At 62.2% G+C, this 25630-nt stretch carries 23 protein-coding genes and 1 tRNA gene; 9 read left to right on the top strand and 15 right to left on the bottom strand.

Annotated features, from left to right (window positions below; genetic code table 11):
- Positions 1 to 126 precede the first annotated feature (126 nt).
- Both GSQ90_RS05300 and GSQ90_RS05295 read left to right on the top strand, forming a co-directional pair.
- Entirely contained in the window at positions 127 to 1485 is a 1359-nt protein-coding gene (locus GSQ90_RS05300; RefSeq protein WP_158813734.1) for a pitrilysin family protein, read from the top strand.
- An 85-nt stretch (positions 1486 to 1570) separates the two neighbouring features.
- Complete coding sequence (locus GSQ90_RS05295; protein WP_158813733.1) at positions 1571 to 2857, top strand: pitrilysin family protein; 1287 nt, start codon at positions 1571 to 1573, stop codon at positions 2855 to 2857.
- 63 nt (positions 2858 to 2920) lie between these two features.
- On the opposite strand, the gene GSQ90_RS05290 is transcribed toward GSQ90_RS05295, so the two are convergent.
- Positions 2921 to 3286 (bottom strand): PleD family two-component system response regulator, encoded by a 366-nt coding sequence (locus tag GSQ90_RS05290; protein WP_158813732.1) that lies wholly within the window; start codon positions 3284 to 3286, stop codon positions 2921 to 2923.
- Between the two features lie 113 nt (positions 3287 to 3399).
- Positions 3400 to 4062 (bottom strand): histidine phosphotransferase ChpT, encoded by a 663-nt coding sequence (gene chpT / locus GSQ90_RS05285; protein ID WP_158813731.1) that lies wholly within the window; start codon positions 4060 to 4062, stop codon positions 3400 to 3402.
- Positions 4063 to 4210: 148 nt separating this feature from the next.
- On the opposite strand from chpT, the gene cysQ reads away from it, so the two are divergent.
- The 4 genes from cysQ (at position 4211) to GSQ90_RS05265 (ending at position 7646) form a co-directional block, all read left to right on the top strand.
- Positions 4211 to 5080, top strand: a complete 870-nt coding sequence (gene cysQ, locus GSQ90_RS05280; RefSeq protein WP_246731416.1) for a 3'(2'),5'-bisphosphate nucleotidase CysQ — start codon at positions 4211 to 4213, stop codon at positions 5078 to 5080.
- A 100-nt stretch (positions 5081 to 5180) separates the two neighbouring features.
- Complete coding sequence (locus GSQ90_RS05275; RefSeq protein WP_158813730.1) at positions 5181 to 5759, top strand: DUF1134 domain-containing protein; 579 nt, start codon at positions 5181 to 5183, stop codon at positions 5757 to 5759.
- Between the two features lie 271 nt (positions 5760 to 6030).
- Positions 6031 to 7005 carry a hypothetical protein gene (locus tag GSQ90_RS05270; protein ID WP_158813729.1) on the top strand — a complete coding sequence of 325 codons (975 nt, stop codon included), beginning with the start codon at positions 6031 to 6033 and terminating at the stop codon, positions 7003 to 7005.
- Between the two features lie 74 nt (positions 7006 to 7079).
- Positions 7080 to 7646: a DUF4337 domain-containing protein gene (locus GSQ90_RS05265; RefSeq protein WP_158813728.1), complete on the top strand. Its 567-nt coding sequence runs from the start codon at positions 7080 to 7082 to the stop codon at positions 7644 to 7646.
- Between the two features lie 56 nt (positions 7647 to 7702).
- Here the strand turns inward: GSQ90_RS05265 and GSQ90_RS05260 are convergent, their stop codons facing one another.
- Positions 7703 to 9301 carry a DHA2 family efflux MFS transporter permease subunit gene (locus GSQ90_RS05260; protein ID WP_158813727.1) on the bottom strand — a complete coding sequence of 533 codons (1599 nt, stop codon included), beginning with the start codon at positions 9299 to 9301 and terminating at the stop codon, positions 7703 to 7705.
- On the bottom strand, positions 9298 to 10575 hold the full coding sequence (locus GSQ90_RS05255; RefSeq protein WP_158813726.1) for an HlyD family secretion protein: 1278 nt from the start codon (positions 10573 to 10575) through the stop codon (positions 9298 to 9300). Before GSQ90_RS05255 ends, GSQ90_RS05260 begins: the two co-directional genes overlap by 4 nt.
- 146 nt (positions 10576 to 10721) lie before the next feature.
- Here GSQ90_RS05255 and GSQ90_RS05250 point away from each other — a divergent pair, with 146 nt between their 5' ends.
- Positions 10722 to 11402 carry a TetR/AcrR family transcriptional regulator gene (locus GSQ90_RS05250; protein WP_246731415.1) on the top strand — a complete coding sequence of 227 codons (681 nt, stop codon included), beginning with the start codon at positions 10722 to 10724 and terminating at the stop codon, positions 11400 to 11402.
- A gap of 116 nt (positions 11403 to 11518) precedes the next feature.
- Positions 11519 to 11594: transfer RNA gene (locus GSQ90_RS05245), tRNA-Glu, on the top strand.
- A gap of 256 nt (positions 11595 to 11850) precedes the next feature.
- Here GSQ90_RS05245 and GSQ90_RS05240 read toward each other — a convergent pair.
- From GSQ90_RS05240 to GSQ90_RS05215, 5 genes are all read right to left on the bottom strand, one after another.
- Complete coding sequence (locus tag GSQ90_RS05240) at positions 11851 to 12807, bottom strand: ribokinase (RefSeq protein WP_246731414.1); 957 nt, start codon at positions 12805 to 12807, stop codon at positions 11851 to 11853.
- Between the two features lie 33 nt (positions 12808 to 12840).
- Complete coding sequence (locus GSQ90_RS05235) at positions 12841 to 13827, bottom strand: sugar phosphate isomerase/epimerase family protein (RefSeq protein ID WP_158813725.1); 987 nt, start codon at positions 13825 to 13827, stop codon at positions 12841 to 12843.
- A 281-nt stretch (positions 13828 to 14108) separates the two neighbouring features.
- Positions 14109 to 15095: an ABC transporter permease gene (locus GSQ90_RS05225; RefSeq protein ID WP_158813723.1), complete on the bottom strand. Its 987-nt coding sequence runs from the start codon at positions 15093 to 15095 to the stop codon at positions 14109 to 14111.
- Complete coding sequence (locus GSQ90_RS05220) at positions 15092 to 16570, bottom strand: sugar ABC transporter ATP-binding protein (protein WP_246731459.1); 1479 nt, start codon at positions 16568 to 16570, stop codon at positions 15092 to 15094. The genes GSQ90_RS05225 and GSQ90_RS05220 overlap by 4 nt, the downstream gene beginning before the upstream one ends.
- Positions 16571 to 16635: 65 nt before the next feature.
- A complete protein-coding gene (locus GSQ90_RS05215; RefSeq protein ID WP_158813721.1) occupies positions 16636 to 17667 on the bottom strand; it encodes a substrate-binding domain-containing protein in 1032 nt (343 codons plus the stop codon).
- 235 nt (positions 17668 to 17902) lie between these two features.
- Here GSQ90_RS05215 and GSQ90_RS05210 point away from each other — a divergent pair, with 235 nt between their 5' ends.
- Positions 17903 to 18820 (top strand): LysR substrate-binding domain-containing protein, encoded by a 918-nt coding sequence (locus GSQ90_RS05210; RefSeq protein ID WP_158813720.1) that lies wholly within the window; start codon positions 17903 to 17905, stop codon positions 18818 to 18820.
- A gap of 222 nt (positions 18821 to 19042) precedes the next feature.
- On the opposite strand, the gene GSQ90_RS05205 is transcribed toward GSQ90_RS05210, so the two are convergent.
- The 6 genes from GSQ90_RS05205 to GSQ90_RS05180 all read right to left on the bottom strand — a co-directional run bounded on the left by GSQ90_RS05205 (position 19043) and on the right by GSQ90_RS05180 (position 25570).
- The gene (locus tag GSQ90_RS05205) at positions 19043 to 20392 is read right to left on the bottom strand and encodes an NAD(P)H-dependent oxidoreductase (RefSeq protein ID WP_158813719.1); all 1350 of its coding nucleotides are present in this window, start codon (positions 20390 to 20392) and stop codon (positions 19043 to 19045) included.
- Positions 20393 to 20937: 545 nt separating this feature from the next.
- Positions 20938 to 21099 carry a DUF938 domain-containing protein gene (locus GSQ90_RS32810; RefSeq protein ID WP_371418330.1) on the bottom strand — a complete coding sequence of 54 codons (162 nt, stop codon included), beginning with the start codon at positions 21097 to 21099 and terminating at the stop codon, positions 20938 to 20940.
- Between the two features lie 11 nt (positions 21100 to 21110).
- Positions 21111 to 22058, bottom strand: coding sequence for an ABC transporter permease (locus tag GSQ90_RS32295; RefSeq protein ID WP_158813718.1), 948 nt, complete (start codon positions 22056 to 22058; stop codon positions 21111 to 21113).
- Positions 22055 to 23026, bottom strand: coding sequence for an ABC transporter permease (locus tag GSQ90_RS05190; RefSeq protein WP_158813717.1), 972 nt, complete (start codon positions 23024 to 23026; stop codon positions 22055 to 22057). Before GSQ90_RS05190 ends, GSQ90_RS32295 begins: the two co-directional genes overlap by 4 nt.
- A 4-nt stretch (positions 23027 to 23030) precedes the next feature.
- On the bottom strand, positions 23031 to 24527 hold the full coding sequence (locus GSQ90_RS05185) for a sugar ABC transporter ATP-binding protein (RefSeq protein WP_158813716.1): 1497 nt from the start codon (positions 24525 to 24527) through the stop codon (positions 23031 to 23033).
- Positions 24524 to 25570, bottom strand: coding sequence for an ABC transporter substrate-binding protein (locus tag GSQ90_RS05180; RefSeq protein ID WP_210254819.1), 1047 nt, complete (start codon positions 25568 to 25570; stop codon positions 24524 to 24526). Before GSQ90_RS05180 ends, GSQ90_RS05185 begins: the two co-directional genes overlap by 4 nt.
- Positions 25571 to 25630: the final 60 nt, after the last annotated feature.

Below are 25630 nucleotides of genomic sequence, written 5' to 3'. Positions count from 1 at the left end.
GAATAAGGCGCCTCATTTGGCGACTCGCTGGCAACGAGCGCGCCAACGTCCTATATGTCGAAAAGATGTCGGATTGAATCTCGTGCGGCATCCCTGCGCCTCTATCCTCAAACCCATGCGGTGCCGATGTTTTCGTCTCAATCGTCCGCCCAAGGCCCCACCGCGAACGCACCGATTGCACTCTCTGAATCGGCGCGCATGGCGGGCAGCCCCGCGATCGTCGATTTCCGTCTCGACAATGGCCTGAGCGTCGTCGTCATCCCCGACCGCCGCGCGCCTGTGGTCACGCATATGGTGTGGTATCGCAACGGCTCGGCCGACGATCCGCCGGGTAAGTCGGGCATCGCGCATTTTCTCGAACATTTGATGTTCAAAGGCACGAAGCTTCACCCGCAGGGTCAGTTCTCCGAAACCATCGCCGAACTCGGCGGCCAGGAAAACGCCTTCACCGGCAATGATTACACCGCCTATTTCCAGCGCGTCGCCAAGGAGCATCTTGGCGTGATGATGGAATTCGAGGCCGACCGCATGACCGGTCTTGTGCTCACCGATGAAATCGTCGCGCCCGAGCGCGATGTCGTCCTGGAGGAGCGCCGCATGCATTGCGACGCCGACCCCGGCGCCCAGCTCAACGAGGCGGTGCAGGCCGCTTTGTTCACCCATCATCCCTATGGCGCCCCGATCATCGGCTGGAGCCATGAAATCGAGGGCCTGAACAGGACCGACGCGCTCGATTACTACCAGCGGTTCTATACGCCCGAGAACGCCATTCTGATTGTCGCCGGCGATGTCGAGGCCGACGAAGTGCGCCGTCTGGCGGAGGCGAACTACGGCAAGATCAAGCCGCGCGGCGCGCCGCCGCAACGCCAGCGCCCGCAAGAACCCACCCCTGTCGCGCGGCGCCTCGTGACGCTGAATGATGAAAAGGTCGAGCAGCCGAGCTGGCAGCGCTGCTATCTCGCGCCTTCCTTCCGCACCGCCCAGCCGGGCGAGGCTGAGGCGTTGGAAGTTCTCGCCCATCTGCTCGGCGGCGGGCAAACGAGCCTGCTTTATCGCGCGCTGGTGCTGGATCAGGCGATCGCCGTCGTCGCCGGCGCCCATTACATGGGCACCGCCCTGGATGAGACGCGCTTCTTCCTTTACGCCATGCCCAATCCGGGCGTGACAATGGAAGCGCTCGACAAGGCGATCGACGGCGTTCTCGCGCGCTTTATCGCCGATGGCGTCGATGCCGGGGCGCTTGAGCGCGCCAAGACCCGCCTCGTCGCCGACGCGATCTATGCGCAGGACAGCCAGGCGATGCTGGCGCGTTGGTATGGATCGGCTCTGGCGACGGGGCTCAGTATGGAAGACATTCGCCAATGGCCGACGCGCATCGAAGCGGTCGATCCCGCCTCGATCATCGCGGCGGCCCGAAAGCATCTGGACCGCCGCAAGGCCGTCACCGGTCACCTGCTGCCGCTTGAGGAATCAACCGCCGCCTGAAAAGCCTCGCCCGGCTCAATCGCCGCCGCGCCCGGCGCGGCTTCACCGACAAAACACGGCGCAAATGCGCCTGATGGAAACGCCCATGAATGCTCCTGTCGCCAATCGGACCCTTTCGCGCGCGGTCAATGTGCAGCAGCTTGTGACGCCGCGCGGCGTCAAGGCGTGGCTGGTCGAAGATTACGCCGTCCCGCTCTTGTCTCTCGATTTCGCCTTCAAAGGCGGCGCGGCGCAGGATCCGCAGGGCAAGACAGGCGCCGCGACCATGCTCGCCGCTTTGTTCGACGAGGGCGCCGGCGATCTGGATTCGCAGGCCTTTCAGCAGGCGCTCGACGAGAAAGCGATCGAAATCTCCTTCAATTGCGATCGCGATTATATCGGCGGGCGCATGCGCACGCTCATCCGCAATGCCGATCGTGCCGCCGAACTGCTGCGCCTCGCCGTCAATGCGCCGCGGCTAGACGAGGCGCCGATCGCGCGGGTGCGCGAGCAATTGAGCGCTGGCCTGCGTCACGAGGCCAACGATCCGGGCTCGCTCGCCGGCCGCACTTGGCGCACGCGCTCTTTTCCGGACCATCCCTATGGCGCGCCGACCAACGGAACCCTTGAGACCCTGCCGGGAATAGAGCGCGCCGACCTTGCGGCGCTGGGGCGCAATCTTGTGACGCGCGGCGCGCTCTATGTGGGCATCGTCGGGGCGATCGATGCGGAGCGCGCCGCCAGACTGATCGATCTCGTCTTCGCCGATCTGCCGCAAAACGGCGTCCTGGCTGATGTCACGGACGCAGCGTTCAGCGGCCTCGGGACGATCGAGACCATCGATCTCGACGTGCCGCAATCGACGATCCGTTTCGGCCGGCCAGGCCTCGCGCGCCATGACCCCGATTATATGACCAGCGTCCTCCTCGCTCATATCCTGGGCGGCGGAACCGGCCTGTCGTCGCGCCTGTTCCGGGAGGTGCGCGAAAAACGCGGCCTCGCCTATTCGGTCTCGACCTCGGTTTCGACGCTCGACCACGCCAGCTTTCTGCACGGCGGCACCTCGACCAAGAACGAACGGGCCAAGGAATCGCTCGATGTGATCGCGGCGGAAATTCTGGATCTGTCCCGCAACGGCCCGACCGAGGACGAACTCGTCAAGGGTAAGAAATATCTCGTCGGCTCCTATCCCTTGCGCTTCGACACTTCGTCCAAGATCGCCGGCCAGCTCGTGCATATTCAGATGGACGGTTTTGGGCCGGAATGGCTGATCGAGCGCAATCGCCTCATCGAGGCCGTGACGATGGATGACGCGCGCCGCGTCGCCAAGCGCCTGTTCGGCGATGGCGCGATGAGCGTGGCGGTGGTCGGGCGCCCGGTCGGCTTGGGCTAGACAAAGCGCAAATCGCAGCGCGGCTCGAGATCACGCTTAAGCGCCCGCTTACGGTCGCCGCCTTCAATTCACGTCAACCGTCTCGAATTTGGATTTGATGAGATCGCGGTCGAACGGCTTCATGATGATTTCGTCGGCGCCGGCGTGCATCGCGCGGGCGATCAGGGCGACGTCATATTCGCTCATGCAGAAAACGGCTTTTGGCCGGTCGCCGCCTGGCAGGCGGCGCAATTGCTTCAGGAAACCAAAGCCGTCGAGAACCGGCATGTTCCAGTCGACCAGAATGGCGTCCGGCATCAGGAACGAACAGGCCGCCAAGGCTTCCTTGCCATCCGCCGCTTCCGACGTTTGAAAACGCATGCCTTCGAGAATCCGGCGCGCGATTTTGCGGATCACGGGCGAGTCGTCGACAACGAGTACCTGCTTCATTTCATGCTCCCGCGCGTCTTGCCGCGATCGACCGTCCTCCATCATGACCCAACAGGGTTAACGAGCGCTGAAACGCGGCGATTCGCGCAGAAGGCGCGGCTTGCGGGAGCCGCCTACGCGGTCACGGCAGCGGGCGCGGCGGCGCGCGCGTGAAGCGTGACGCTTTCGCCTTCGGTGATCACGGAGACATCAAGACCGCAAGAGCGCCCGACGAGGCCGGTATAATAGGCCTGGATGGAATGCGCGTCGACCGAGCCGCCTTCCGGCTGTCCCGCGATCAGCGACGCAATGCCATGAGCGAGACGCGCATTGGCGCCATTCGCCTCGACCTTCATTTCGAGGCCTTCGCCCTCGCCGGTCAGATCGACGGTGATGACTCCTCCCCGCGGAATGACCGCCAAAGCGATCAGGCAGAGATTGAGCACAAGCTTCACTTTATTTTTTGGGGCATGCTGGCGCGTCGCGTTCCAAACGAGCTTGGTGCGGTCATTATTGATCAGGCCGCGCGTAACGCTCTCCGCATCGCCGGTATCGATCGAAGCGCCGACGGAACCGGCCGCCCCATAGGCAAGCCGGCAGAACTGGAGACGCGCGGAGGCCGAGGCGGCGCTCTTTTTGATGAGGTCCAGCGCGATCTCGCGCATTTCGCCATCCTTTTCATCCTCCAGCACTTCGAGGCCATTGATGATCGCCCCGACCGGGCTGATCACGTCATGGCACACGCGCGAACACAAAAGAGCCGCCAGGTCCATTCCATCAAGGGCGAAGGTGGTCATTGGACAAATCCTGTGATCGATCGCCGCGCGGATCGCGCCGGCTCAGCGCCGGACGCGAGACGCGCGAATCAGCCCGATTGGCTAATTCTTGCGCTATGGGATTAACCTCGCTACGGAAACTTCGCAAACAGAGGAACAGGTCTGCACGATGAGCGCCGACGCCCATAGGGCTGTGATCGACATGAATGCAAGCACGCGCGATGCGATCGCCGTGTTCTTTGCCGAGGTCGCCCTGGCCGCCGGGCCGGTCGTCATGAACGAATATGCGAAGGGATGCGAAGTCCGCACGAAACGGGATAGCAGCCCGGTGACGATCGCAGACGAAAAGGCGGAGGAGCTTATTCTCGGCCTGCTGCGCGCCGGCGCTTCGACGGTCCCCATCATCGCCGAGGAATCGATGGCGCGCGGCGTCCAAACCGCCATCGGCCGCAGCTTCATATTGGTCGACCCGCTCGATGGAACCCGGGAATTCATCGCCGGCAACGGCGAATTCACCATCAATATCGCGCTGGTGCGCGACGAGGTTCCGATCGCGGGCGCGGTTTACGCGCCCGCCTTGACGCGATTATGGTTTGGCGGCGAACGCGCCTTTGTTTGCGAGGCGGCCGTTGGCGCGCCCCTCCCCGAAAAGTCATTCTGGCGCCCCATTCAAACGCGCCCGGCGCCCGCCCGTGCGTTGATCGCCCTGGCGAGCCGCTCCCATTGTGACCCCGCGACCGAAGCCTTTCTGGCGAAGCTCCCGATCGGGGAACGGCGCTCGGCTGGCTCCTCCCTGAAGTTTTGCGCGCTCGCAGAGGGCGCCGCCGACGTCTATCCGCGCTTCGCGCCGACCATGGAATGGGACACGGCGGCGGGCGATGCGGTGCTGCGCGCCGCCGGAGGCGTCGTCCTCGCCGTTGAAGGCGGCGCTCTCCTCTATGGCAAGAAGGCAAGCGGTTTGCGCAACGGCGGCTTCGTCGCCTGGGGCGATTCCACCCTTGCGGCGACCGCGTCTATGCTTAACGAGGCGTCAACCTGACCGGGCCAGACTGGAACCGGCCCCAATTACGCCACCTTAGCCCTGAAGGTCTGACTTCTCGTTGGGACCGGGCTGCGAATGGCAAAATGGAGACTAACCGATGCCGAAAATGACACGGCGCGACATTCTGGCCGGCGGCGCTGCCGCTGCGCTGGGGCAGCTCGCAATGACGAGCGTCGCGCGCGCCGATTCTCCGCCCCCCTTTTCACCAAACGAAATCGTCGATAGCGGCCATCGCTTCTTCGGCGCGGTGTCGCGAGGACTGGCTGAAGTCGTTCAAGAGGCCGGCCGCCGCTGGGGGCAACCGAACGGCTACATTCTCGGGCAGGAGGCGTCGGCGGCGTTTTTCGGCGGCCTTCGCTATGGCGAAGGCAAGATGTATACGCGCAACGCCGGCGATCAGCCCGTCTATTGGCAGGGCCCATCGATCGGATTTGACGCTGGCGCGGATGGCGATCGAACCATGATGCTCGTCTACAATCTTCCGGCCGTCGGCGCGATCTTTCGCCGATTTGGCGGCATCGACGGATCGGCCTATTTTATTGGCGGATTCGGCTTTACGGCGCTGGGCGCGGACGACATCGTCGTCGTCCCGATCCGTACCGGACTCGGCGCGCGTCTGGGCGTCAATATCAACTATCTCAAATTCACGCCGCACGCGACCTGGAACCCCTTCTGACGGGATTCGGAGACCGATTCGAGGGCGCCGAGGCGCCGCTTGTCGCCTGGCGATTGCATCGCAAGAGGGGCGGCGCGCGCCCCGGAAGACGGACTTTGCTTCAACGCGGCGCCGTGCGATGCTCAGCGGCTGTCGCAAGCTCGGGTAGGGCGAATTGGTCGAACCAGCGATGTTTTTCCTTGCTGGCCTCCTGGTTGCGGGGCTTGCCGGGCTTTTGATTTTGCCGGCTTTTGCACGCCGCGCCTTGCGCTTGTCAGAGGCCCGGGCGCGAATGCTGGCGCCGCTTTCGATGAAGGAAGTCGTCGCCGAGCGCGATCTGTTGCGCGCCGAACATGCGCTCGAACAGCACCGCCTGGAACGCCGCGTCGCAACCTTGCAAGACGCGAGCGCGCGCCACCGCGCCGACCTTGGCCGCCGGACCACGAGCCTGGTGGCTTTCGAAGGCGAAATCGCGGGCTTGCGCGACGAATTGGCCGCAAGGGAGCGCGACATCTTCAGCCTTGAGGGCGATCTTGGCGCGAGCCGGATCGCTCTGAACGATTTCAGCGCGCGAATCGATGGAGCTCTCTCGGAAATATCGTCGCTCAAAGACCGCCGCCTGACCCTTGAGACCGCAGCCGACGATCAGCGCACCACGATCGCGGGACTGGAGACGCGCGCTTCCGGTCTTGAGATGAAACTCGGCGACGCCTTGCAGACAGCCAAGGGCAGAGCCGCCGCGACCCAGGCCGAAACGGCCAGGCTGTCCTCGGAACTCGCCGCGCGCACGAGCGAAGTCGCACGCCTGAACGCGGCGCTTGGCGAAGCTCTGGCCAAAGGCGCGACCCTCGTCGCGGATCTCGAAAAAAAGAACGCCGAGCTCACGCAGACCCGTCAGCGTCTTTCGGAAGTCGAGACGGCCGCGCGCGAACAGGCGCGCGAAGCGGCTGCGACCGAGAGCGGCCGCGAGCGCGTCAATGGCGCGGGTCACGATCCGGTGCCCGCCGACGCGGTTAAGGACGCCAAACGCGATGCGGATTCCGGCGCTCAAGGCGATCTTGCCTTGCGGGAGGCGATTGCGCGGCTCGCCGCCGACGTCGTCCGATTGAGCGGCGCGCCGGCCGAAGAGGCGCCGCCCCGCGCCAAGCCTAGCAAAACCGGGCGCCGCGTGACCAGGGCCCCCTCCTCCCAGGGACCGGACACAGGGGAAGGCGCGGCTTCTTCCGCCAAGCCTCGGCAGTTGCAATCGACGGCGCCCGGACGCTGATGTCATTCCAACGACGCGGGTCGTGGAGCCTGCTCACGGATCGAAAAACTCAAGTATTTGGGGGGAAATGAAAAATGGCTGAAGCTCTCGAGGACGCCGTCGAAGCAAAAGACAAGCGCGTTGCGCTGATTATCGCGATTCTGGCTCTGTTCCTCGCTTTGGCGGAAGCCGGCGGCAAGAACGCCGAACATCGCTCGACCGAGCAGAATATCGAGGCCTCCGATCTCTATAATTTCTATCAGGCCAAAAAAATCCGCACGAGCGTGATCGAGGCCGATATCGCCCAAATGGAGTTCGCCCGTCAGGCGGCGACCGATCCGAACGTACAGGCGGCCGCGGACAAGCAAATCGGCGCGTGGAAAAGCCTGATCACGCGCCTGGAGACGGAAAAACCGGACGGCATGGAAGCGATCCAGGAACGCGCCAAAGAAGCGGCGGAAGGACGCGAGCTTTCAAACCACCGCCTCGAACATTACGAATACGCCAGCGGCCTGATCCAGATCGCGATCGTGCTGGCCTCGGCGGCGATCATTACGGGGATCGCCACGCTGATGTGGTTGAGCGTCGGCTTGGGGGTGATCGGGGCGGCGCTGATGGCCCTCGGCTATTTCTCGCCGACCCTGCTTCCGTTCCTTGGATGAACGTCGATCGCACGCAAAAGACGGGCGCGGCCAAAAGAGACCGCCGCGCCTTTCGCTCAATGCCCGCCGCCGCCCGCGCCCTGCATTTGCGGCCTGCGCATCATCGGCGCCAGCGCCACAAGGGCGAAGAAAATTACGGTCAGCGCGAGGAACACGTCGCCGAGCGCCATGACTTCGGCTTGTCGTCTCGCCATCAGCATCAGTTGCTTGGTCGCCGTCAGAGCGGCGTCCGAACCGCGCGAGGCGAAAGCCGCGGTGAGCTGCGACAAGGTTTCATCGGCCGTCGTGCGCCCCCATGAGACGGCCTCATGCAAACGGGCGATGTGAAGATCCATCCGCTTGTCCAGCAACGTATTGATAAGCGCCAGCCCGACGGCGCCGCCGAGGTTTCGCGTCAGGTTGAAGAGGCCCGACGCATTCTTGATTCGCTGCGGCGGCATGGTCCCGAGCGCCAGATTGTTGATCGGCACCATGCACAGCATCAGCGAGAAGCCGCGCAGGATTTGCGGTACGAGCAGTTCCCAGAAATCCCAGTCCGCCGTGATATAGGAGGCTTGCAGCGTCCCGAGGCCGAACCCGGCGAAGCCGATCGCGATCATCAGTCGTGGGTCGACCTTGCCCATCAAGCGGCCCGATATCGGCGCCATGATGAACATGCAAACGCCGGTGACGAACATCGTCTGACCGATCATCAAGGAGGAATAGCCGCGCACGGATGCGAGATAGACCGGATAGATGTAGGTCAGGCCATAGAGCCCGATGCCCATCACGAAAGAGAACAGCGACCCCGTCCAGAAATTGCGATCCCTGAAAGCCGTCAGATCGACGATCGGCTGATAGGCGCGAAACGCGCGCCAGAAGAACAAAATGGCGCCAAACGCCGAAGCGACGATCGCCGTGGTCACCGGCGTGCTCTCGAACCAATCCTTGGAGGGCCCCTCCTCCAACGCATATTCGAGCGCGCCGAGCATCACCGCCATCCCCGCCAGCCCGGCCCAGTCGAAACGCTTGAGCAAAGACAGATCCGGCTCGTCGAAATCGATCAGGAACCAGCACGCGGTCGAAACGATAATCCCGGGAATGATATTGACCAGGAACAGCCAATGCCACGAGAAGGCGTCGGTCAGATAGCCGCCGACGGTCGGGCCGATCGTCGGCGCCAAAGTCGCCACCAGCCCGATGATCGGGGCGACGATCGGCTGTTTGCTGCGCGGAAATATCGTGTAGGCGGAGGCGAAAACCGTCGGGATCATGCCGCCGCCGATAAAGCCTTGCAGCGCGCGCCAGAAAATCATCTCGTTGATCGAGGTGGCCTGGGCGCAAAAAAAGCTCATCAACGTGAAGCCCGCCGCCGAAGCAACGAAGACATAGCGCGTCGAAAAGGCGCGCGACAGGAATCCAGACAGCGGGATCATGATGACTTCGGCGACGAGATAGGCGGTCTGCACCCAGGTCACTTCGTCCGAGGAGGCGGACAATCCCGCCTGAATCTCCGACAGCGAAGCCGAGACAATCTGGATGTCCAGGATCGCCATGAACATGCCAAAAACCATAAAGATAAACGCAAACAGCTTGCGCATATCCAAGGCGTCAGACGGCGCCGCCGGCGCCGCCGCTTTGGCCGGCCCGTTGAGCGAGGCCGAGACCGCGCTCATGGCTTGGCGGCCTTATCGCGCGCGCCCTGCGCCGAAGCGTCGAACCCGAGGGCGCCCAGCAATGTCGGCTTGGGCAGGCTTTCGTCGCGCGTGCGCACGGAGGCGACGACCGAGAGACCAGGACGGATGTCGCCGTTTTGCAGCGCATCGGCCGGCAAGGCGATGCGCACCGCGACGCGCTGGACGACCTTGGTGAAATTGCCCGTCGCATTGTCGGGCGGCAGCAGGGAGAATTGCGCCCCCGAAGCGGGCGCGACCGAAGTCACGACGCCTTCGATCACGCGGCCGTCGAGCGAGTCGACGGCGACATCGACCTTCTGGCCCGGATGGATCGAAGCGAGCTGGGTTTCCTTGAAATTGGCGTCGACATAGGCGCTGGTGAGCGGCACCAACGCAAGCAAACGCGTGCCGGGCTGGACATATTCGCCAAGCTGCGCCGCCCTGTTGCCCACCACGCCGTCGAAGGGCGCGACGATCGTGGTGAAGCTGAGATCGCGCTCCGCCTTTGCGAGCGCGGTTTCAAGCTCGCCACGCGTGCGTTCGGCCTCCACTTTTTGCGCGGCCAGAACGTCGAGATTGGCCCTGGCGCCGCTTTCCGCCGCCGCAGCGGCGGCCGCGCTGGCGCCGGCGCCCGTCAAGGTCGCCGTCGTCTTGGCGCGATCGGCCGTCGCCTGTTCGAGGCGTTGCTGCGACCCGAAATTCGTTTCGGCGAGTTTCTGCGACCGATCGAATTCAAGCGCGGCGCGACGCTTGTCGGCTTCGCCGGCGGCCAGTTGCGCTTGCGCCGCGTCCACCTGGGCCTGCGCCTGGGCGATGACGGCGCGCTGCGCCTCGACCTGCTGGCCGATGCGGGCGATGGTCGCTTCCTGCGTAGCGATCTTGTCCTTGGCCGCCGCGACCGCGAGCCGATAATCGCCGTCGTCGATTTTCACCAGCAAGTCGCCGGCGCGGACCCTGGAATTGTCGGCCGCCGCCACCAAAGCGACATGGCCGGCCACTTTGGCGGCGATGATGGCCGTGTCTGCCCCGACATAAGCGTCATCGGTCGAGACGAGGAAGCGCCCGTTGACGAACCAATCATAGGCCTTAGTCCCGCCAAAGCCCAAAGCGGCGAGAATGATGACGGGCAGGATCAAGCTGCGAATCGACCGGCGCGGCTTTGCTTTAGCGATCGGCGCCAGCGCGCCGCCCTGCCCGTTCGAAGCCAGCATCGGCTGCGGCTGTTGCGCCGCGTTGGCTGGAGTCGCTGTCGTAACTTCCTGATCTTGCGCCATGGAAGGGTTTCCCGGTTCCTAAACTTTATTTGAATAACAAACCGAACCGTTCGGTCATTGTCGGGTTGACTTAAACCCATTCCGGTCCTAGATCAAGAACGAACTGAACGGTTCGGTCAAAAAATTTTGCACTGCGGGATAAGCATTTGAACGATGGAGCGACAGCGGCGATGGACGCGCAATTGATGGAAGGCGTCGATGAAGACGCCCTCGACGGCAGCGCCAAACGACGCCAGATCATGGAAGGCGCGCGCACCGTATTTCTCGCCTCCGGCTTCGATGGCGCCAGCATGAACGACATCGCCCGCGTCTCCGGCGTCTCCAAGGGGACGCTCTACGTTTATTTCGATTCGAAAGAGCGGCTTTTTGAAGCGCTGATTCGTGAAGAGCGGCGCCAGCAGGCCGAGCGCTTGACCGATCTTGCGCTTGAAAGCGATGACGTGCGCAGCTCCTTGCTAGAATTCGGCGTCAGGCTCATCGAAATGATGTCGCGACCGGATACGCTCGCCCATGTCCGCACAGTGATCGCCGCGTCGGCGAAATTCCCTCAGCTCGGCCGCGCCTTTTACGAAGCGGGCCCCTGCTTTGGCGCCAATCGGCTATCGACTTACATGCAGCGCATGAACGACCAGGGTGTGCTCCGAATCGCCGATGTCGAACGCGCCGCCTGGCAGTTCCTCGAATTATGCCAGGCGGGCACGTTCAAGCTGCTGCTGTTCCGGATGGTCGATGAATTGACGCTGGCGCAGATCGAGGCGGGGGTCAGCGCGGGAGTCGACGTGTTCATGGCGGCTTATGGCGCTTCCGCCGCCCGCGAGACCCGCTGAACACGCGCCGTCCGTCATAAGAGGGAGGCCGTTCGGGAGCCTGGCGATTCAGGCGCGGGCGCGCTTGCGTTCAATGCGCGCCGCCGATATAGAACGCGGCCTTGGCATGCATTTCCGCTCCCTTCGTCTAGCGGTCCAGGACGTCGCCCTCTCACGGCGAAAACAGGGGTTCGATTCCCCTAGGGAGCGCCATGATTTCAAAAGCTTAGTTTGTTGAGCTTCCGCAGTGTCCCGTTCGAACCCGGTAACGGATATTTTTCATTCCACACGGCTACCTCTCGCTCCGAATACGCGGTCGCTTCGCAAATCGTCTTTTGAACCGTGTGGCGCAGCGCCATTGATATCGTCGACATTAGCGGGAACGATCGCAGAAATCGCGATCGCAGTTCATGCGTGGGGAACGCGACGGCGAGCTGGAGTTACGTTCCGGTGAATTGAACCTCCATCTCTAACTTTCTTCGAACTCACCTTGTCCGGAGACGTGTCGGGCCGCTTCCGCGTTCGCGAATTCCGCAGCTTGGATCAGGGACGCGCCCTGCGCGAGCTTGGCGGCGAGCGCGCCGCAGAAGCAATCTCCGGCGCCATGCGATGAAACAACCTTGACGCGCTTGGGAGCGATCTTCACCGCTTCGCTATCAGCCCCTTTAACGATCAACCCGTCGCCGCCGAGCGTAACGATTACGCTCTTGGTCCCGATGCAGAGCTTCGCAATCACGGTGAGAGCGACCTGATCGTCGTGAACAACCTCTCCACTCAGCATTTCCGCCTCGACTCGATTCACGACCAGGACATCGATGCATTCGCGGAGCGCCGGCGACATAGAGCGGGCGGGAGCGGCATTCATGATCACAATCGCTCCGTTCGCGCGCGCAGCCCTTGCTACGGAAAGATTCACTTGCTCGGGAATTTCGTTTTGCAGGATGAGGACCCCGGCCCCGCCAAGATCCCTCCACGCCGCCTCAGCAACTGTGGGCTCGATTCGTAGATTGGCGCCCGAAACAATGACGGCGCCGTAATCTCCATCGTCGCGCACGATCGCCGTGCTCATGCCCGAACCGACGGTTTCGTCGACCAGGACCGCGCGAGAGTCCACGGCTGCGTCAGCGAGATTGGACCGCAATCGCACGCCGAAATCATCTGACCCGACCTTGCCGATCATCGCCACGCGAGCGCCCGCGCGAGCGGCCATCACCGCCTGGTTCCCGCCCTTGCCGCCGCATTGCATCGCCCATCGCGTGCCCACGGTCGTCTCGTCGGGCCTCGGGAAGCTCGGCGCATAGACCATGATATCGAGATGCAGACTTCCACATGCGATAACGTCGAAGGCCGGAGCGGACATGTTGGGCGGGACCTTTCGTAATGTGGCGATGGCTCCCTGGAGCTTGGAGAGTGCGGGCTTAGTCACGCAAAGCCGCTTCCCGCCGCGGATGTGGGATCGCTAGGATCCGTAAAGGCTCGCCCGCACGATTCCTTGGCTTGCGACCGCGTCCTGTTTCAGGATCGCAGAGGCAAGAAGTTCGTTGTCTTTGAGGCGCTGGACGGCGCGGCGAAGAGCTGTCACGGCGCTGATATTCCCGGCGCATTCCGCGATCGGGTCGAGCCCGGTGGTGTCGGGAAACGTGTCGAAATAGATGGCGCCGTCGTAGCCCATCCGATCGAGCGCATAGAGCAGTTCGATGGTCTGAATCGGATGCACAGAGGCGACCATCAATCCGTCGTCGCGTTTGCCGTAGCCATCGTTGAGATGGACGCCGAGCAAGCGCGAGTGCCGCGCAATCAAGGATGCCGCGAAGGCTGGCATTTCATCGGCATAGAGCACATGGGCGAAGTCGAGCGTGACCCCCAGGTTCGGCCGGTCGATTTCTCGGATCGCGAGCAGCGTCGTCGCTGCGTCGGGCATCAGGCTGTACGATCTCGGCTCATTCGGCTTGTATTCGATGCTGATGTCGATTGCTGGATTGTGCTCGGCAACCTCACGAATTGCATCGATCGTATATTGCCAAAGCGCGGAATAATCGACCTGGAAGGAATAGTCGAAGCCATCCTGACCCATCCAGAGCGTCATGAGGGCGCCGCCGGCCGCCGCAAGCGAATCCAACCCCCGCTTCGTCAGATCGATCGCCGCACGTCGAATTGCCGGGTCAGGATTCGTGAAAGCGCCAATTTTGTAGGACTCATTATCGTAGTAGCGCATGGCGTAGCCATTGAGCGAAATTCCATTTTCACCCATCTTCTCAATGAGATCACGCTCGACGAGGCCTGCCAGATGATCGGGATAGTTCAGGTCAACGCAGTTCAGGCCAGAGACCTTCGACGCACGCTCGATCAGGTCGAGCGTGGTCGGCTTACGATTGAGCTCCCGCCAATACTCTCGCTCTCGAACGCGAAACGAGTTGAGTCGCGCCGCGAATTTTTGGTTTGTCATTTCCGCTTGCAATCCCATCTGGCCCGAGCATACCAAGGACTTAAAAATGCGCTGCGACTTCTACCATATGTTCTGTCGGCGGGCCCTCGGCCGAAAGTTTGACCGCTCAGATCCCGCACGCCGATAGTCGCAGGGCGGATCGCCGCGGCGCATCGGCGATAGATTGTCCTCGGGCCGCTCTGGAGATTCGCGATCGAGCCATAGATAGCGCCCGGCGGCTAGCTCTTTGAAATGCTGGTGCGTGTCGACGATGCGCCAGCTTTCATCGGCCGTCGCCTCGATCATCGCGGCTTCCGCGTCCATTGGTCGGCAAACACCGCGAGAATCACCACGACGCCCGAAGCGACATATTGCCAGAAGGAGGGAATATTCATCAGCGTCAGACCATTCTGGAGCCCACCAAGCGTCAACGCGCCGATCAGCGACCCCAGCGGATTGCCAATGCCGCCAAACAAACTGGCGCCGCCGATCACAGCCGAGCCGATGGCCTGAAGCTCGAAGCCGCTACCGCCAATCGGTTCCGCCGCCCCGATACGCGCGATCAACACAAATCCCGCCAGGCTCGAAAGGATCCCCGACACCATATAAACCGTTATCTTGACGCGCTCGATGTTTACACCGGAGAGCTTGGCGGCTTCCTCGTTGCCGCCGACCGCGATGATCTGCTCGCCTAGCGCTGTGAACCGCACCAGCAAGAAGGCAAGCGCCGCAACAACGAGCGCCAGAATAACCGGCGTAGGAACGTCGAGAACATGTCCCGCGAAAATGGCGCGGAATTCCTTAGACAGACCATAGATGGGTTGACCGTCGGTATAGATCAGCGCCGCTCCACGGTAGACGCTCAGCGTCCCCAGCGTGACGATGAAATCGGGTAGCTTGAGTTTGGCGATCAGGATGCCGTTGATCGCGCCGCAAACAAGTCCCACGACCAACGCGGCGCCAATCCCCACCAGAAGACCCTGCGCCAGGAGGTGCGCGGCAACCATGCTGGAGAGGCCGACAATCGAGCCGACCGACAGATCAATGCCCTTGGTCATAATCACCAAGGTCATGCCCACTGCGATCACCGCGTTGATCGAGGATTGCAGCATGATGTCGATGAGATTCGACGGCTGGTAGAAAGTCTTCGTGAGCAGCGAAAATACGAGGAATAGCGCTACGCAGCCGATCGCCACGCTGGCTTTTTGTATGAGTTCGCCGCTTCGCGCCGCCGCTCTAACTTTTTGATCGGCTGTTCCTGGTCGCGACAATGTCTTTAGGTCGCTCACAGCTCGCCCTTTCCTGCGGCAAATTCCATCAGATGCTCTTCGGTCAGCGTCGCGGTATTGGGGACGACCTTCTGAAGTCGGCCGCCGCTCACGACGGCGATCCGGTGACAAAGGAGAAGCAACTCGGGAAGCTCCGAAGACACAACCACCAGCGCAGCCCCGTTGGCGGCCAAACGTCTCAATAATGTGTAGATTTCCGCTTTCGCGCCGACATCAATGCCGCGCGTTGGCTCGTCGAAAAGAAAAACTCGGGCGCCGGTGGCGAGCCAGCGTGCAATCACAACCTTCTGTTGATTCCCGCCTGAAAGGTTTCGCATCTTAGTGTTGATAAGGGGAGGCCGAATTCGCATCTCCTCGACATAGGAGCGGATGGCTCGGCGGCGGGCGCCGCCTTTGATAACGCCCATCGCGCCGAAGCGCCCATAATTGCCGAGCCCAAAGTTCTGTTCGACGTCCATCATGGGGACGAGGGCATGGCCGCGTCGATCCTCAGGGATTAGCGCAACGCCAGCCGCCATAGCGTCAGCGGGGTTTCGCGCTCGCATCGGCGCGCCGCCGACGACGATGTCTCCTTCTGTAACGGGATCGATGCCGAAGATTGCGCGCAGGATCGCCGAGCGGCCGGAGCCCACCAGGCCCGAGAGGCCGACAATCTCGCCGGCTCCGACAGTCAAATCGATCGATTGGACACGGGACGTGGATACCCTTCGCAGTTCGAGAACAGGAACGCTTTCGACGGGCGCCGGCTTGTCAGCCGCCATCTCTCGCGACAACTCCCGCCCGGCGATCAACTCGTTCAATTTCGATTCCGAATAGTCGCCCATGGGGCCCGACGCCACCACTTCGCCGTCTCGCAGAACTGTGATGCGGTCGGCAATCTCCCGGATTTCGTTCATCCGGTGAGAGATGTACACAATCGCTTTGCCCGCTGCTTTCAACTTGCGGATCACAGCGAAGAGGTTTTGCTGTTCGGCAGGCGTCAGACTTGATGTCGGTTCATCGAAGGCGATGATGCGGCCGCCGCGCGCGAGCGTGCGGCTGATCTCGACAAGTTGGCGGTCGGCCATCCCCAAGGCGGAAACTTGCGTTTCGGTTTTCAGGTGTGGGGCGAGGTCGTCGAGGATCGCACGCGCCTTTTGACGGAAATCGTCGCGCGGGACGATTGTGAGGCCCCGCGTCTGACCAAGAAAAATGTTCTGAGCGACGTCGAGTTGCGGAACGAGGCTCAGTTCCTGACTGACAAGTCCGATGCCCATGGCAAGCGCGGCGCGGGGGCCATCGATCCGCACCCGCCCAATGAAATCGAGCGCAATCTGACCCTCGTCCGGCTGCACCACGCCGAACATGATCTTCATGAGCGTGGACTTCCCCGCTCCATTCTCGCCCAGGAGGGCATGCACTTCGCCGCTTCGCAAACTGAAATCTACGCCTTTGAGAGCGCGCACTCCGGCGAAGGCCTTAACTACCCCTATCATCACGAGTGTGGGAGGACGGTCTATTCCATCCTCCCTACCAGGGGTCGCGCTCGACATCGAAATCCTCAGTTCACTTTTGGATCCGGAAAGTCCTTGACGCTCTCCTTGGTGATCACCGCTTGCGGCGAGATGATCCATTGCGGAATCGCCTGACATCCCAGAAGGCGGAGCGACATCTGGACGCCGAGCTTGCCTTCCTCGAACGGAAATTCGGCGACAGTGGCGCGCATCTCGCCGGCGCCTACCGACTTTTTCGCCTGACGGATACCGTCTGTGCCGACGACAGCCACCTTGTCGAGGCTGCTGGCGCTCGACACCGCCTCGACCACGCCCAACGCCATGCCGTCGTTGTTGGCGTAGACGCCTGCGAGATCGGGGGTCGCTCTCAGGATGTTGGCCGTGGCGTTAAGCGCGGTCAACCGATCCCAGTTGCCAGGCTGGCTCGCCACAAGCTGAAGATTGGAATATTTGCCGAGCTCCTCCTTGAAGCCCTTGATGCGCAGCCGCGCGTTGGGCGAGCCCGCCGCGCCTTCTATCTGCGCAACCTTACCGCCGCTGGGATAAATCTGGTGCAGGAACGCAGCGGCCTTGGCGCCGATCGCGACCTGGTCGGTGCCGATATACGTGCTGGCGCCGTCCGTGCGGGCGTCGTCGATGATAATCGTGGGAATATTAGCCGCACGGGCTGCTTCGACCACAGGCGCCAGATTGGAGTCGGACTGCGGCGACAGCAGCAGCGCATCGGGCTTCTGGGAAAGCATCGTCTGCGCGAGATTGAGTTGCTCGATCATCGAATTTTCGTCCTTGGCGGCCTGCACGTCGGCGGCGATGCCGTATTTGGACGCCTCGTCCTTTATGCCAGCCGCGACATCCTGCCAGAATTCGTTGATCAGCGTCTTCGTGACATAGGCGATATGCAGCTTCTTTTTAGGCGCTGGAACAGCGCCAAACTCCTTGTCGATCACGCTAGAGTCGATTTTGTCCGTCTTGGCTTTCGGATAGGCTGAGCAGGCGTCGTCGGCGAAGGCCGCGGATGCGCTACCCAAGAGGGCAAGCGCTGTTATGGCGACCCACATGTCGCGGATGCGTGTTGTCATCGATTTCCTCCCTTAGGCGCCGGATTTCCACCCGACCCGTGTTCCTCGGATTTGGGCGGCCGCATAATTCGGCGCCCTACCATCGCGCGTCACGCACGCTTTCAAGGCGTGCAGTTCGATTGCCGGGCGACGACAAGGAAAAGCTAGAGCATCCGATCTGTTAGAAGCAATTTAGATCGGCTATCCTATCTATTAGGAAGTCTTAACATTCGAGATGCTCGTCAGGATGCGCGCCATGCATGCTCCGATCAAGGCCATATGGGTCTTTCACACGGCGGCGAGAGCCGGCAGCATTTCACGCGCGGCTGAGGAGCTTAGCGTTACGCCGTCGGCAGTCACCCAACAGGTGCAAGCGCTGGAGCTGCAGCTCGGCGTTACGTTGATGACCAAAGCTGGTCGCCGCGTCGTCTTGACGGAAGCAGGCGAGCGCTACTTCGCCACGATCACCGACGAGATCGAACGGATTAACGAGGCAACAAGCACGATCAGAGGATATCGTTCGGTGACGGCGCTGACCGTGCGCGCCACGCCGACCCTTTCGAACAAATGGCTCCTGCCGCGGCTCGCCGGCTTCCTCGATAGACACCCCGATCTTGAGATTCGTCTCGATGGCACCAATGAGCCCACGGATTTCAACCGAGAGTCGGTGGACGTCGAAATCCGCCACGGCGACGGTCGCTGGCCGGGTTTGTTCGTTGAACCGATGGCTGAGGAAGCCTTCATTCCTGCTTGCTCGCCAACGCTCGCTGGAGCGGCCAGTCTTCGAACGGAGGATCTTCCGCGCTATCGGCTCATCCACTCCGTAAAGTCGCAAGCGCAGTGGACGCAGTGGTTCAAGCTGGCGAAGGTACAGCCGATCGCCCGATGGCGTCGCGTTCTCTTCGATCGGAGCCACATGGCCATTGACGCCGCTGCAGACGGAATGGGGATCGCGCTCGAAAGCACGATGATGATGGAGCGCGAACTGCGTAGCGGACGGCTGATCTGCCCGGTGGTCGATCCGCCGGCCGTTCGGATCGTGACCCAATGGATCGTGTGTCCACGGGATCATCTCCGGCAGAAGAAAGTGCGGCAATTCCTGGATTGGTTGAGGGAGCAGCGCGATCGAGTATCTCACCAGGCCCTGGTCGACGCGCGCGAAAGAGCCGGATGATCAAGTTCGACAGTGACAGGGCGAAGACCCGCGGGTCAAACGCCAGTCAGTCGATGCAAATCCTGGATCGCACACTATAGTCGCGTTCGCCTCAACCGTGCTCCGCGCGCCGGGAGCATATCCCGTCGATTCCGAATAGCACCGGTGCATTTAGGCCCGGCGAGGCGCCGAGCTTCGGCGCAGCGACGGTGTCCTTCGCCTGTTGCCAGATTTGGTCGGCTGTCACCCTACGGTTGGTCGGAACCGGGTTTCCATTTCGCGACGCAACTTTACGACATCACGGTCGTTCACCAGTTCGACGTCGGCGAAGCTCACGATCTGATCCTTCTTGATCGCGCGCTTAAGCTTGACGTTATGAGCAAGACCGATCGGCAGCGCCTCGAGCGAAAGGCTGCGAGACGCCGGAATGGCGTTTGCCCAGACGGCGAAGCCGCCTTCGCCGTCGAGCATTTCGCCGGGCTTCATGTCCTTCTTCGCGGTGGCGACCGCGTCGCCGCGGAATTCTTTCGACGCCCCCGTCGGCTCATTGCGCAAGACGGCCGAGAGAACGCTGATAGACGTCTCGAGCCCGATGATATGGAAAGGACGCCACATCGATGCGTACCAACCGGAGGGGTCGGTCAGCAGGCCGTATTGCTTGAAACAGGCTCGCGAATATTCGTTGTGCGCCTTGAAGGTCACAAAGACGCCGTAGCGGATGTTGTTATAGACTTCGCGCCCATCGGGTTCCTGGCTTGCCGCGATGTCGACTAGGCCTGACCGCGCCATCCGCCCCCCAACGCTGGCCGGCCGGAAAACTTTTGCGAGATCGTGCAAACCTGCCGGCGGAAAGGCCAGCCCGTCGTCGGGACAATCAAGACCTGTGCCGTTAGCCACCGCGGCCATTTCGATGGCCGCCTTGGTGCCGTCGGTGAACGAATTGTACATCTTCGGATTGAAGTCGCCCTTGGCGACCTCCTCTTCGCTCCATCCGAAGAACCCCCAGACTGTATCTGGCGTAGAGTATCGATAACGTGGCTCAAAATTCATGCCTTTTCCGGCAGCGGTCACTTCAAAGCCGGTCGCGCGAGCCCAATCGACAAGCTCACAGATGAGGGCGGGTTGGTCGCCGTAAGCCATCGAGTAGATGACGCCCTTCTGGCGCGCCCTCTCGGCCAGGATCGGACCCACCATGACGTCGGCTTCGACGTTCACCATGATGACGTGCTTCCTGGCCTCGATCGCCGCCATAGCGTGGCGAGCGCCGGCGATCGGATGGCCGGTGGCTTCGATCACGCACTCGATCTCGTCGCACGCTAGTAGCGCCGCAACATCATCCGTGACAAATGTCGCGCCGCTCTTCACGGCGTCGCCAGCGCTCGCTGCCTGGTAACGCTCAGCGGGCCAGCCGACGCGTTGCATCGACTCCCGCGCTTTGGCGACATTGAGATCGGCCACCGCGACCATATGGTAGCCCGAGATGCGTTGCGCCTGCGACAGCACCATCGAACCGAATTTGCCGGCGCCAATCAGGCCGACACGGACTGGGCGGCCCTTTTCCGAGCGCGCAGCAAGTAAAGTGTAAAGATTCATGTCAACATCCTCGCCCGGCCTACTTCGGAAAGCAGGTTCAATCTGAAACCAACGCGCGCAGGCGCAGAAGGCATCGCCGGCGTCCACAGTGGAGGTGCGCGATACGCAGCGACGCGGTCCATCCTCCCGCAATATCGTCATGGAGGCGCTTATCCGCGCCGATACTGTGGCCTGCGAGCCGGCAAATCTCCTCACGCCGAACGCGGCGCGATTCCTACGGGCAGGCGGATGTTAGGGCAATTTAGATCGCGAACTCGATCTTTAAGCTGAGCTAAAATATTGTGGGCGAATCTTTCTCGCCTTGTAGACGCTTGGATCTGAGGAACGACGGCGGGTCGGCATGGGCGACGATCTAGCCGGAAGACCGCGGACGCCCCTGTTAGCGCGATGCTGCCTTTGACCCTGTCGAATAGGACAGCGGCGTCGCCGATGCGGCCATCCGCTGGCGGATCGTCCATGCGCCGCCGCAATTACATCCGGCGAAACATCACGCTCAGATTGTTTGCCGGCATCTCCGTGACAATCGGAATAGAGAACCCAACAGACTACGCGATTGCTGCGACCGCCTCGAGGTCTCGCAGACCCCAGGCAGGATTGCGATTGCGAAGATTTCGGTCGAACGCTTGGTTGCTCGGCGCCGTTTCAAACCCTTCGCGTTTGTATGGGCCATTGGGGTCGGCGATCCAGCGACGACTGCACCTGCTCACGTCGTTGCGCGTCAAGCTCGGCGATTGGCAAGCCCGAGGACGAGCACGATGATCAGTCCGGTCACCAGAAAGCGGACGCCCACGCTCACGCCGATCACGTTCAGCAGCGTGACGGAGAGAACCAACAGAAGCCCCGCGCCCCAGACGCCGGCCGTGCTTGCCCGTCCGCCCGATATGGCGGCGCCGCCCAACACGACGACCGCGATCGAGAACAACAGGTAGTCTTGTCCCATGTCGAGGGATGCGCCCCCCACGGAGGCCGCCAGCAGGAGCCCGGTAAAGGCCGCGAAGGTGGACGAGATGATGTAGACGAACGTGATGGTCGGGCCGACGCGCAGGCCCGTCAGGCCGGCGGCTCTCGCATTCTGCCCGAGCGCAAGGATCGTGCGGCCGAATTTGGTGCAGCGCAGGGTGAAGGCGACGACGACGCTGAGAAAAACGAAGATGATGGTCAGGTCGGGGACGCCTGCCGAACGATGCGTCGTGACGTCGGCCAGCAAGGCGGGCGGCGCTGCGCTGGCGCCACGGGAATAGGCAATCGCGACCGACTGAAAGACGAAGCCGGACGAGAGCGTCGCGATCATCGGCGGTATCCGCAGAATGCGAACTGGGATGGCGTTCACGAGTCCGGCCGATATGCCGACCAGGAGCGTCGCGCCGGCCGCCGTCGCAGCGCCCCACGGGCCGTCGCCTCCGGCGCCGAGCCCGACGAAGCCACCCAGCGTAATGACCCCCGGGATAGACAAGTCGATATTGCCATTGCCGAGCGCGATGACCAGCATCTGACCCAGACCGACCATGACGTAGAAAGTCGAAAACTGAAGCGCAACCTGCGTGGTTTGGATGACGCCGTGACCACTCGTGAACGGCAGCATGGCGACGAAGACGAGGAAAGCGCCGGCGTAGGACCATACCCAAGCGTTCGAGCTCACCCATTGACGAACATTCGGAGATGTCATCGAACGCCCCAGGCGGAGAAAGTGCGAAGCGCGAGCACCAGCGTCAGCAGACCGCCCTGCACGCTCAACTGCCAATCGGTCGAGATGTCGAGGAACGACAGCAGGGAGCCCGAGAGCAGCATGATGCCAGCCCCGAACACGGCGCCGATCGGAGACACGATTCCGCCCGAGAACTCCGCGCCCCCGATGATGGCTCCGGCGATCGATAGGAGCGTGTATTGGGCGCCCACCCACGGATCGCCGGTGGTGTTCAGCCCCGAGAGCGTGAGGCCGCTGAGGACGCCGCAGAGCCCCGCTGCCCCATAAAGGACGGTCCGCCCGATCAGCAAAGACCAGCCCGCCTGTTGGATCGCCGTCGCGTTGCTGCCGATGCCGCGCAAAATTGCTCCGTACCCGGTTCGCAACAGGAGGATATCGCCGACGACCGCCACCATGACGGCCAGAAGGATCGGCATGGGAATCAAGGGCGGCTGAAACGCCATCATCGACACGAGCCAATCGGGCGCGCTGCCTCCCGGCGTCGGGAGGGTCAGTAACGCGAAGCCCAGCCAGATGAAGGAGAAGCCCAGGGTGACCACGATCGACGGAAGCGCGCGGACCTGAATGAAGGCGCCCATGATCACGTAGCCGATCACGCATCCGATGAGCTCAAGCGCACACCGCGTCGGGCTGGAGGTCGCTGAGACGGATACGATGCAATTCACGAGGGAAATGAACGGGCCGATGCTCAGATCGACGTCGCCGACCGTCAGGATGCACAGTTGCGCCATGGTGGCGAACAGCAACGGCTCCGAATAGCGAAGCAGCAGCGTCAAACCGAAGTAGGACATGACGCGTGGCTGCAGGATCACGCTGAAGCCGACCATAGCCGCAAGCGCAACGGCCGGTACGGCGAGACGGGTATGTTGCGCCAACAGCGGCGCCAGTCCGGACAGCCCGTTGCGCCGAGAGACAGTCACGGATTGCATCGCGTCACGTCCTTTCGAAAGAGGCGCTAATCACCCGTTCCTCACTCAAGGCGTGACGTGGAATCTCCTCCGTGATCCGACCGTTGCGAAGGATGTAAACCCGATCGCAGTTCCACAGTTCGGCTATTTCGGTGGTGTACCAGAGGAACGTGCAGCCGGAGTCCGCTAGGCGCCGAACCTGGCCGTAGAGTTCGGTCTTGGTGTTGACGTCGACGCCGCGCATCGGATCGTCGAACAATACGACGTCAGGTTCGCTCGCAAACGCCCGCGCGACCAAGACCTTCTGCTGGTTGCCCCCAGACAGGAGGCGGATCGGATAAGCGACGCGGGGGGCGCGGATTGACAGCGCGGCGCGCCACCTCTCCGCCAATGTCCTCTCCCGTCGAAGACTGATGACGCCAAGCCGACACACTTTCGAAAGAGATCCGATGCTGAGGTTTTCAGCAACGGTCCAGAGCGGAAAGAGCCCTTCGCTCTGTCGATCCCCCGCCACATAGGCGGCTTTCCCCGTCACCTTGCAATGGGAATCCAGGCGTTGTGTCGCCGAAAGAACCTGGAGAAGAAGCTCGCGTTGGCCCTGACCTGCGAGGCCCGAGAGCCCGACGATCTCCCCTTTCGTCGCACGGAAGGGGATCGAACCGTTCGACCCGGTGATATCGACGACCGAGCGTCCGTCCGCCTTGCGTGTCGGAGAACCGGCCTGGAGCGGCGCTTCGTCATGAACCGCCCCCATCTTTTCGACCAGAATGGAGGCGGAGACATTGGGTCCCATGACGATCGTATCGGTCACCCGGCCATCGCGCATAACGACGATATCGTCGGTGTAGTCGAGGATCTCACGAAGCCTATGCGAGACGAACAGGCAACTGCAACCCTCTTGTCTGACGCGCCGCGTGAACTGCATCAGTTGATTGGCCGCTTTGGCGTCGAGGGCCGATGTGGGCTCGTCCAGGATCACCAGCCTGACCGGAACATCGGTGACCGTGAAGGCGCGCGCGATCTCGATCATCTGGCGCCGGCCGATCGACAGCCGGCCAACGAGTTCATTCACATCAATGTCGTGACCCGGAAAGATCGTATCGAGCGATTGCTGGATGAGAGCGCGGCTTCGGTTCCGCCAACGACGTCCCGTGAGATTGGGGTGGAGCACCCGCGTATTCTCGTAGACCGTGAGGGAATCGCAGAGGGACAACTCCTGGAACACGCATCTGATGCCGAGAGAGAGCGCGTGGCGCGGACTTAATTTATCTTCAGCGTCGCCGGCGATCCGGACCCGGCCGGCGCTGGGCTTCACGAGGCCCGCTATGATCCTGATCAGCGTGGACTTGCCCGCGCCATTGTGCCCCAGGACGCTCGTCATGCGGCCTGCCGTGATGCGCAGATCGACATCGCTCAGCGCTCTCACGGCGCCGAATTGCTTGCCGACGCCGGCGAGCTCGACGAAAGCCTCAGCAGGCGCATCGAGCGCCTGCTGAGAGATCGTGTGGTTCAGCAAACTCATTTGGCGTCTTGCGGCCCAGGCGACGCCGGCGCCGGCGTGTGGTCGACCACCGAGTCGATAAGCTTGGCTGTCCAATCCCGTGAGTAGACCGGCGTTGCGACAGCGCCCACGGGGGTCACCTTCAACCAGGTATCCAGATCCGGCTTCGATATCTCCAGCAAGGACACGTTGATCACATGCGGCATCTGCCGACCAGCGAGGATTTGCTGAGCCACCCAGAAGGCGATCGAAGAGACGCCGGGCACCGACGATGATGCGACCGTCGCGTAGCCGCCCGGCGTCGACTGGTCGAGATCCTTCCAAAGGGCAAGCTCCTCCTGCCTCGTGCCGATCGTAATCACCGGGATTGGCCGGCCTGCGGCCTTGAAGGCCTGGTAGGTGCCGACCGAATCGCCGCCCTGCCCGACGACCGCATCGATCTTCGGCAGCGACGGAAGAATGCCGGACACCTCCTTGTTGGCGATGCTCTCGGTCCAGTTGCCGTTGACCGTGCCGACGATCTTGATATCGGGGAACTTGCCGAAAATCTCCATCTGCCCCTTGTATTCGTCCTCATCGACTTGGGTGCCCGGCAAGCCACGCACGACGAGAACGTTGCCTTTTCCATGGAGTTGGTCGGCGATGAACCGGGCCGGCAGGCGGCCCGCTTCGACATAGTCGTAGGCGACCTGATAGGCGCACGGCGCGGTCGCCAGCGAGTCAAACACAACGACGGTGATGCCCTGCTTGCACGCATCTTCGATCGAGCCGTTGATCGCCGACGGCGAGGCCGCGTCGATGACGATCGCGTTCCAACCCTCAAGGATCATGTTTTCGATCTGGCTCGACTGTTGCGGCGCCGAAGCGTCGGCGTTCACCACCTTGCTTTTGGCGATGATGTGCTTGCCGATGGCTTCGTCGGCCGCTGCCTGGAACACCTTGACCATCTGCTGCCGCCAGGTATTGCCCGCGTAAGAATTGCTGAGCGTGATGCCGAGTTTCGACGTGTCCTTGGCTGCCGAGGCGTCTGCGGCCTGCGAGCCGGAGCCCGTCGTCACCGCCATAAGGCCGGCGGCGGTCACCAGCGACAAAAATATTGATCTCATATGTTATCCTCCCGTTGA

This window comes from Methylocapsa sp. S129, from assembly GCF_009765995.1.
Classification (GTDB): domain Bacteria; phylum Pseudomonadota; class Alphaproteobacteria; order Rhizobiales; family Beijerinckiaceae; genus Roseiarcus.
Note: the sequence above shows the minus strand (reverse complement) of the source record. Positions and strands in the feature narration are given on the sequence as shown.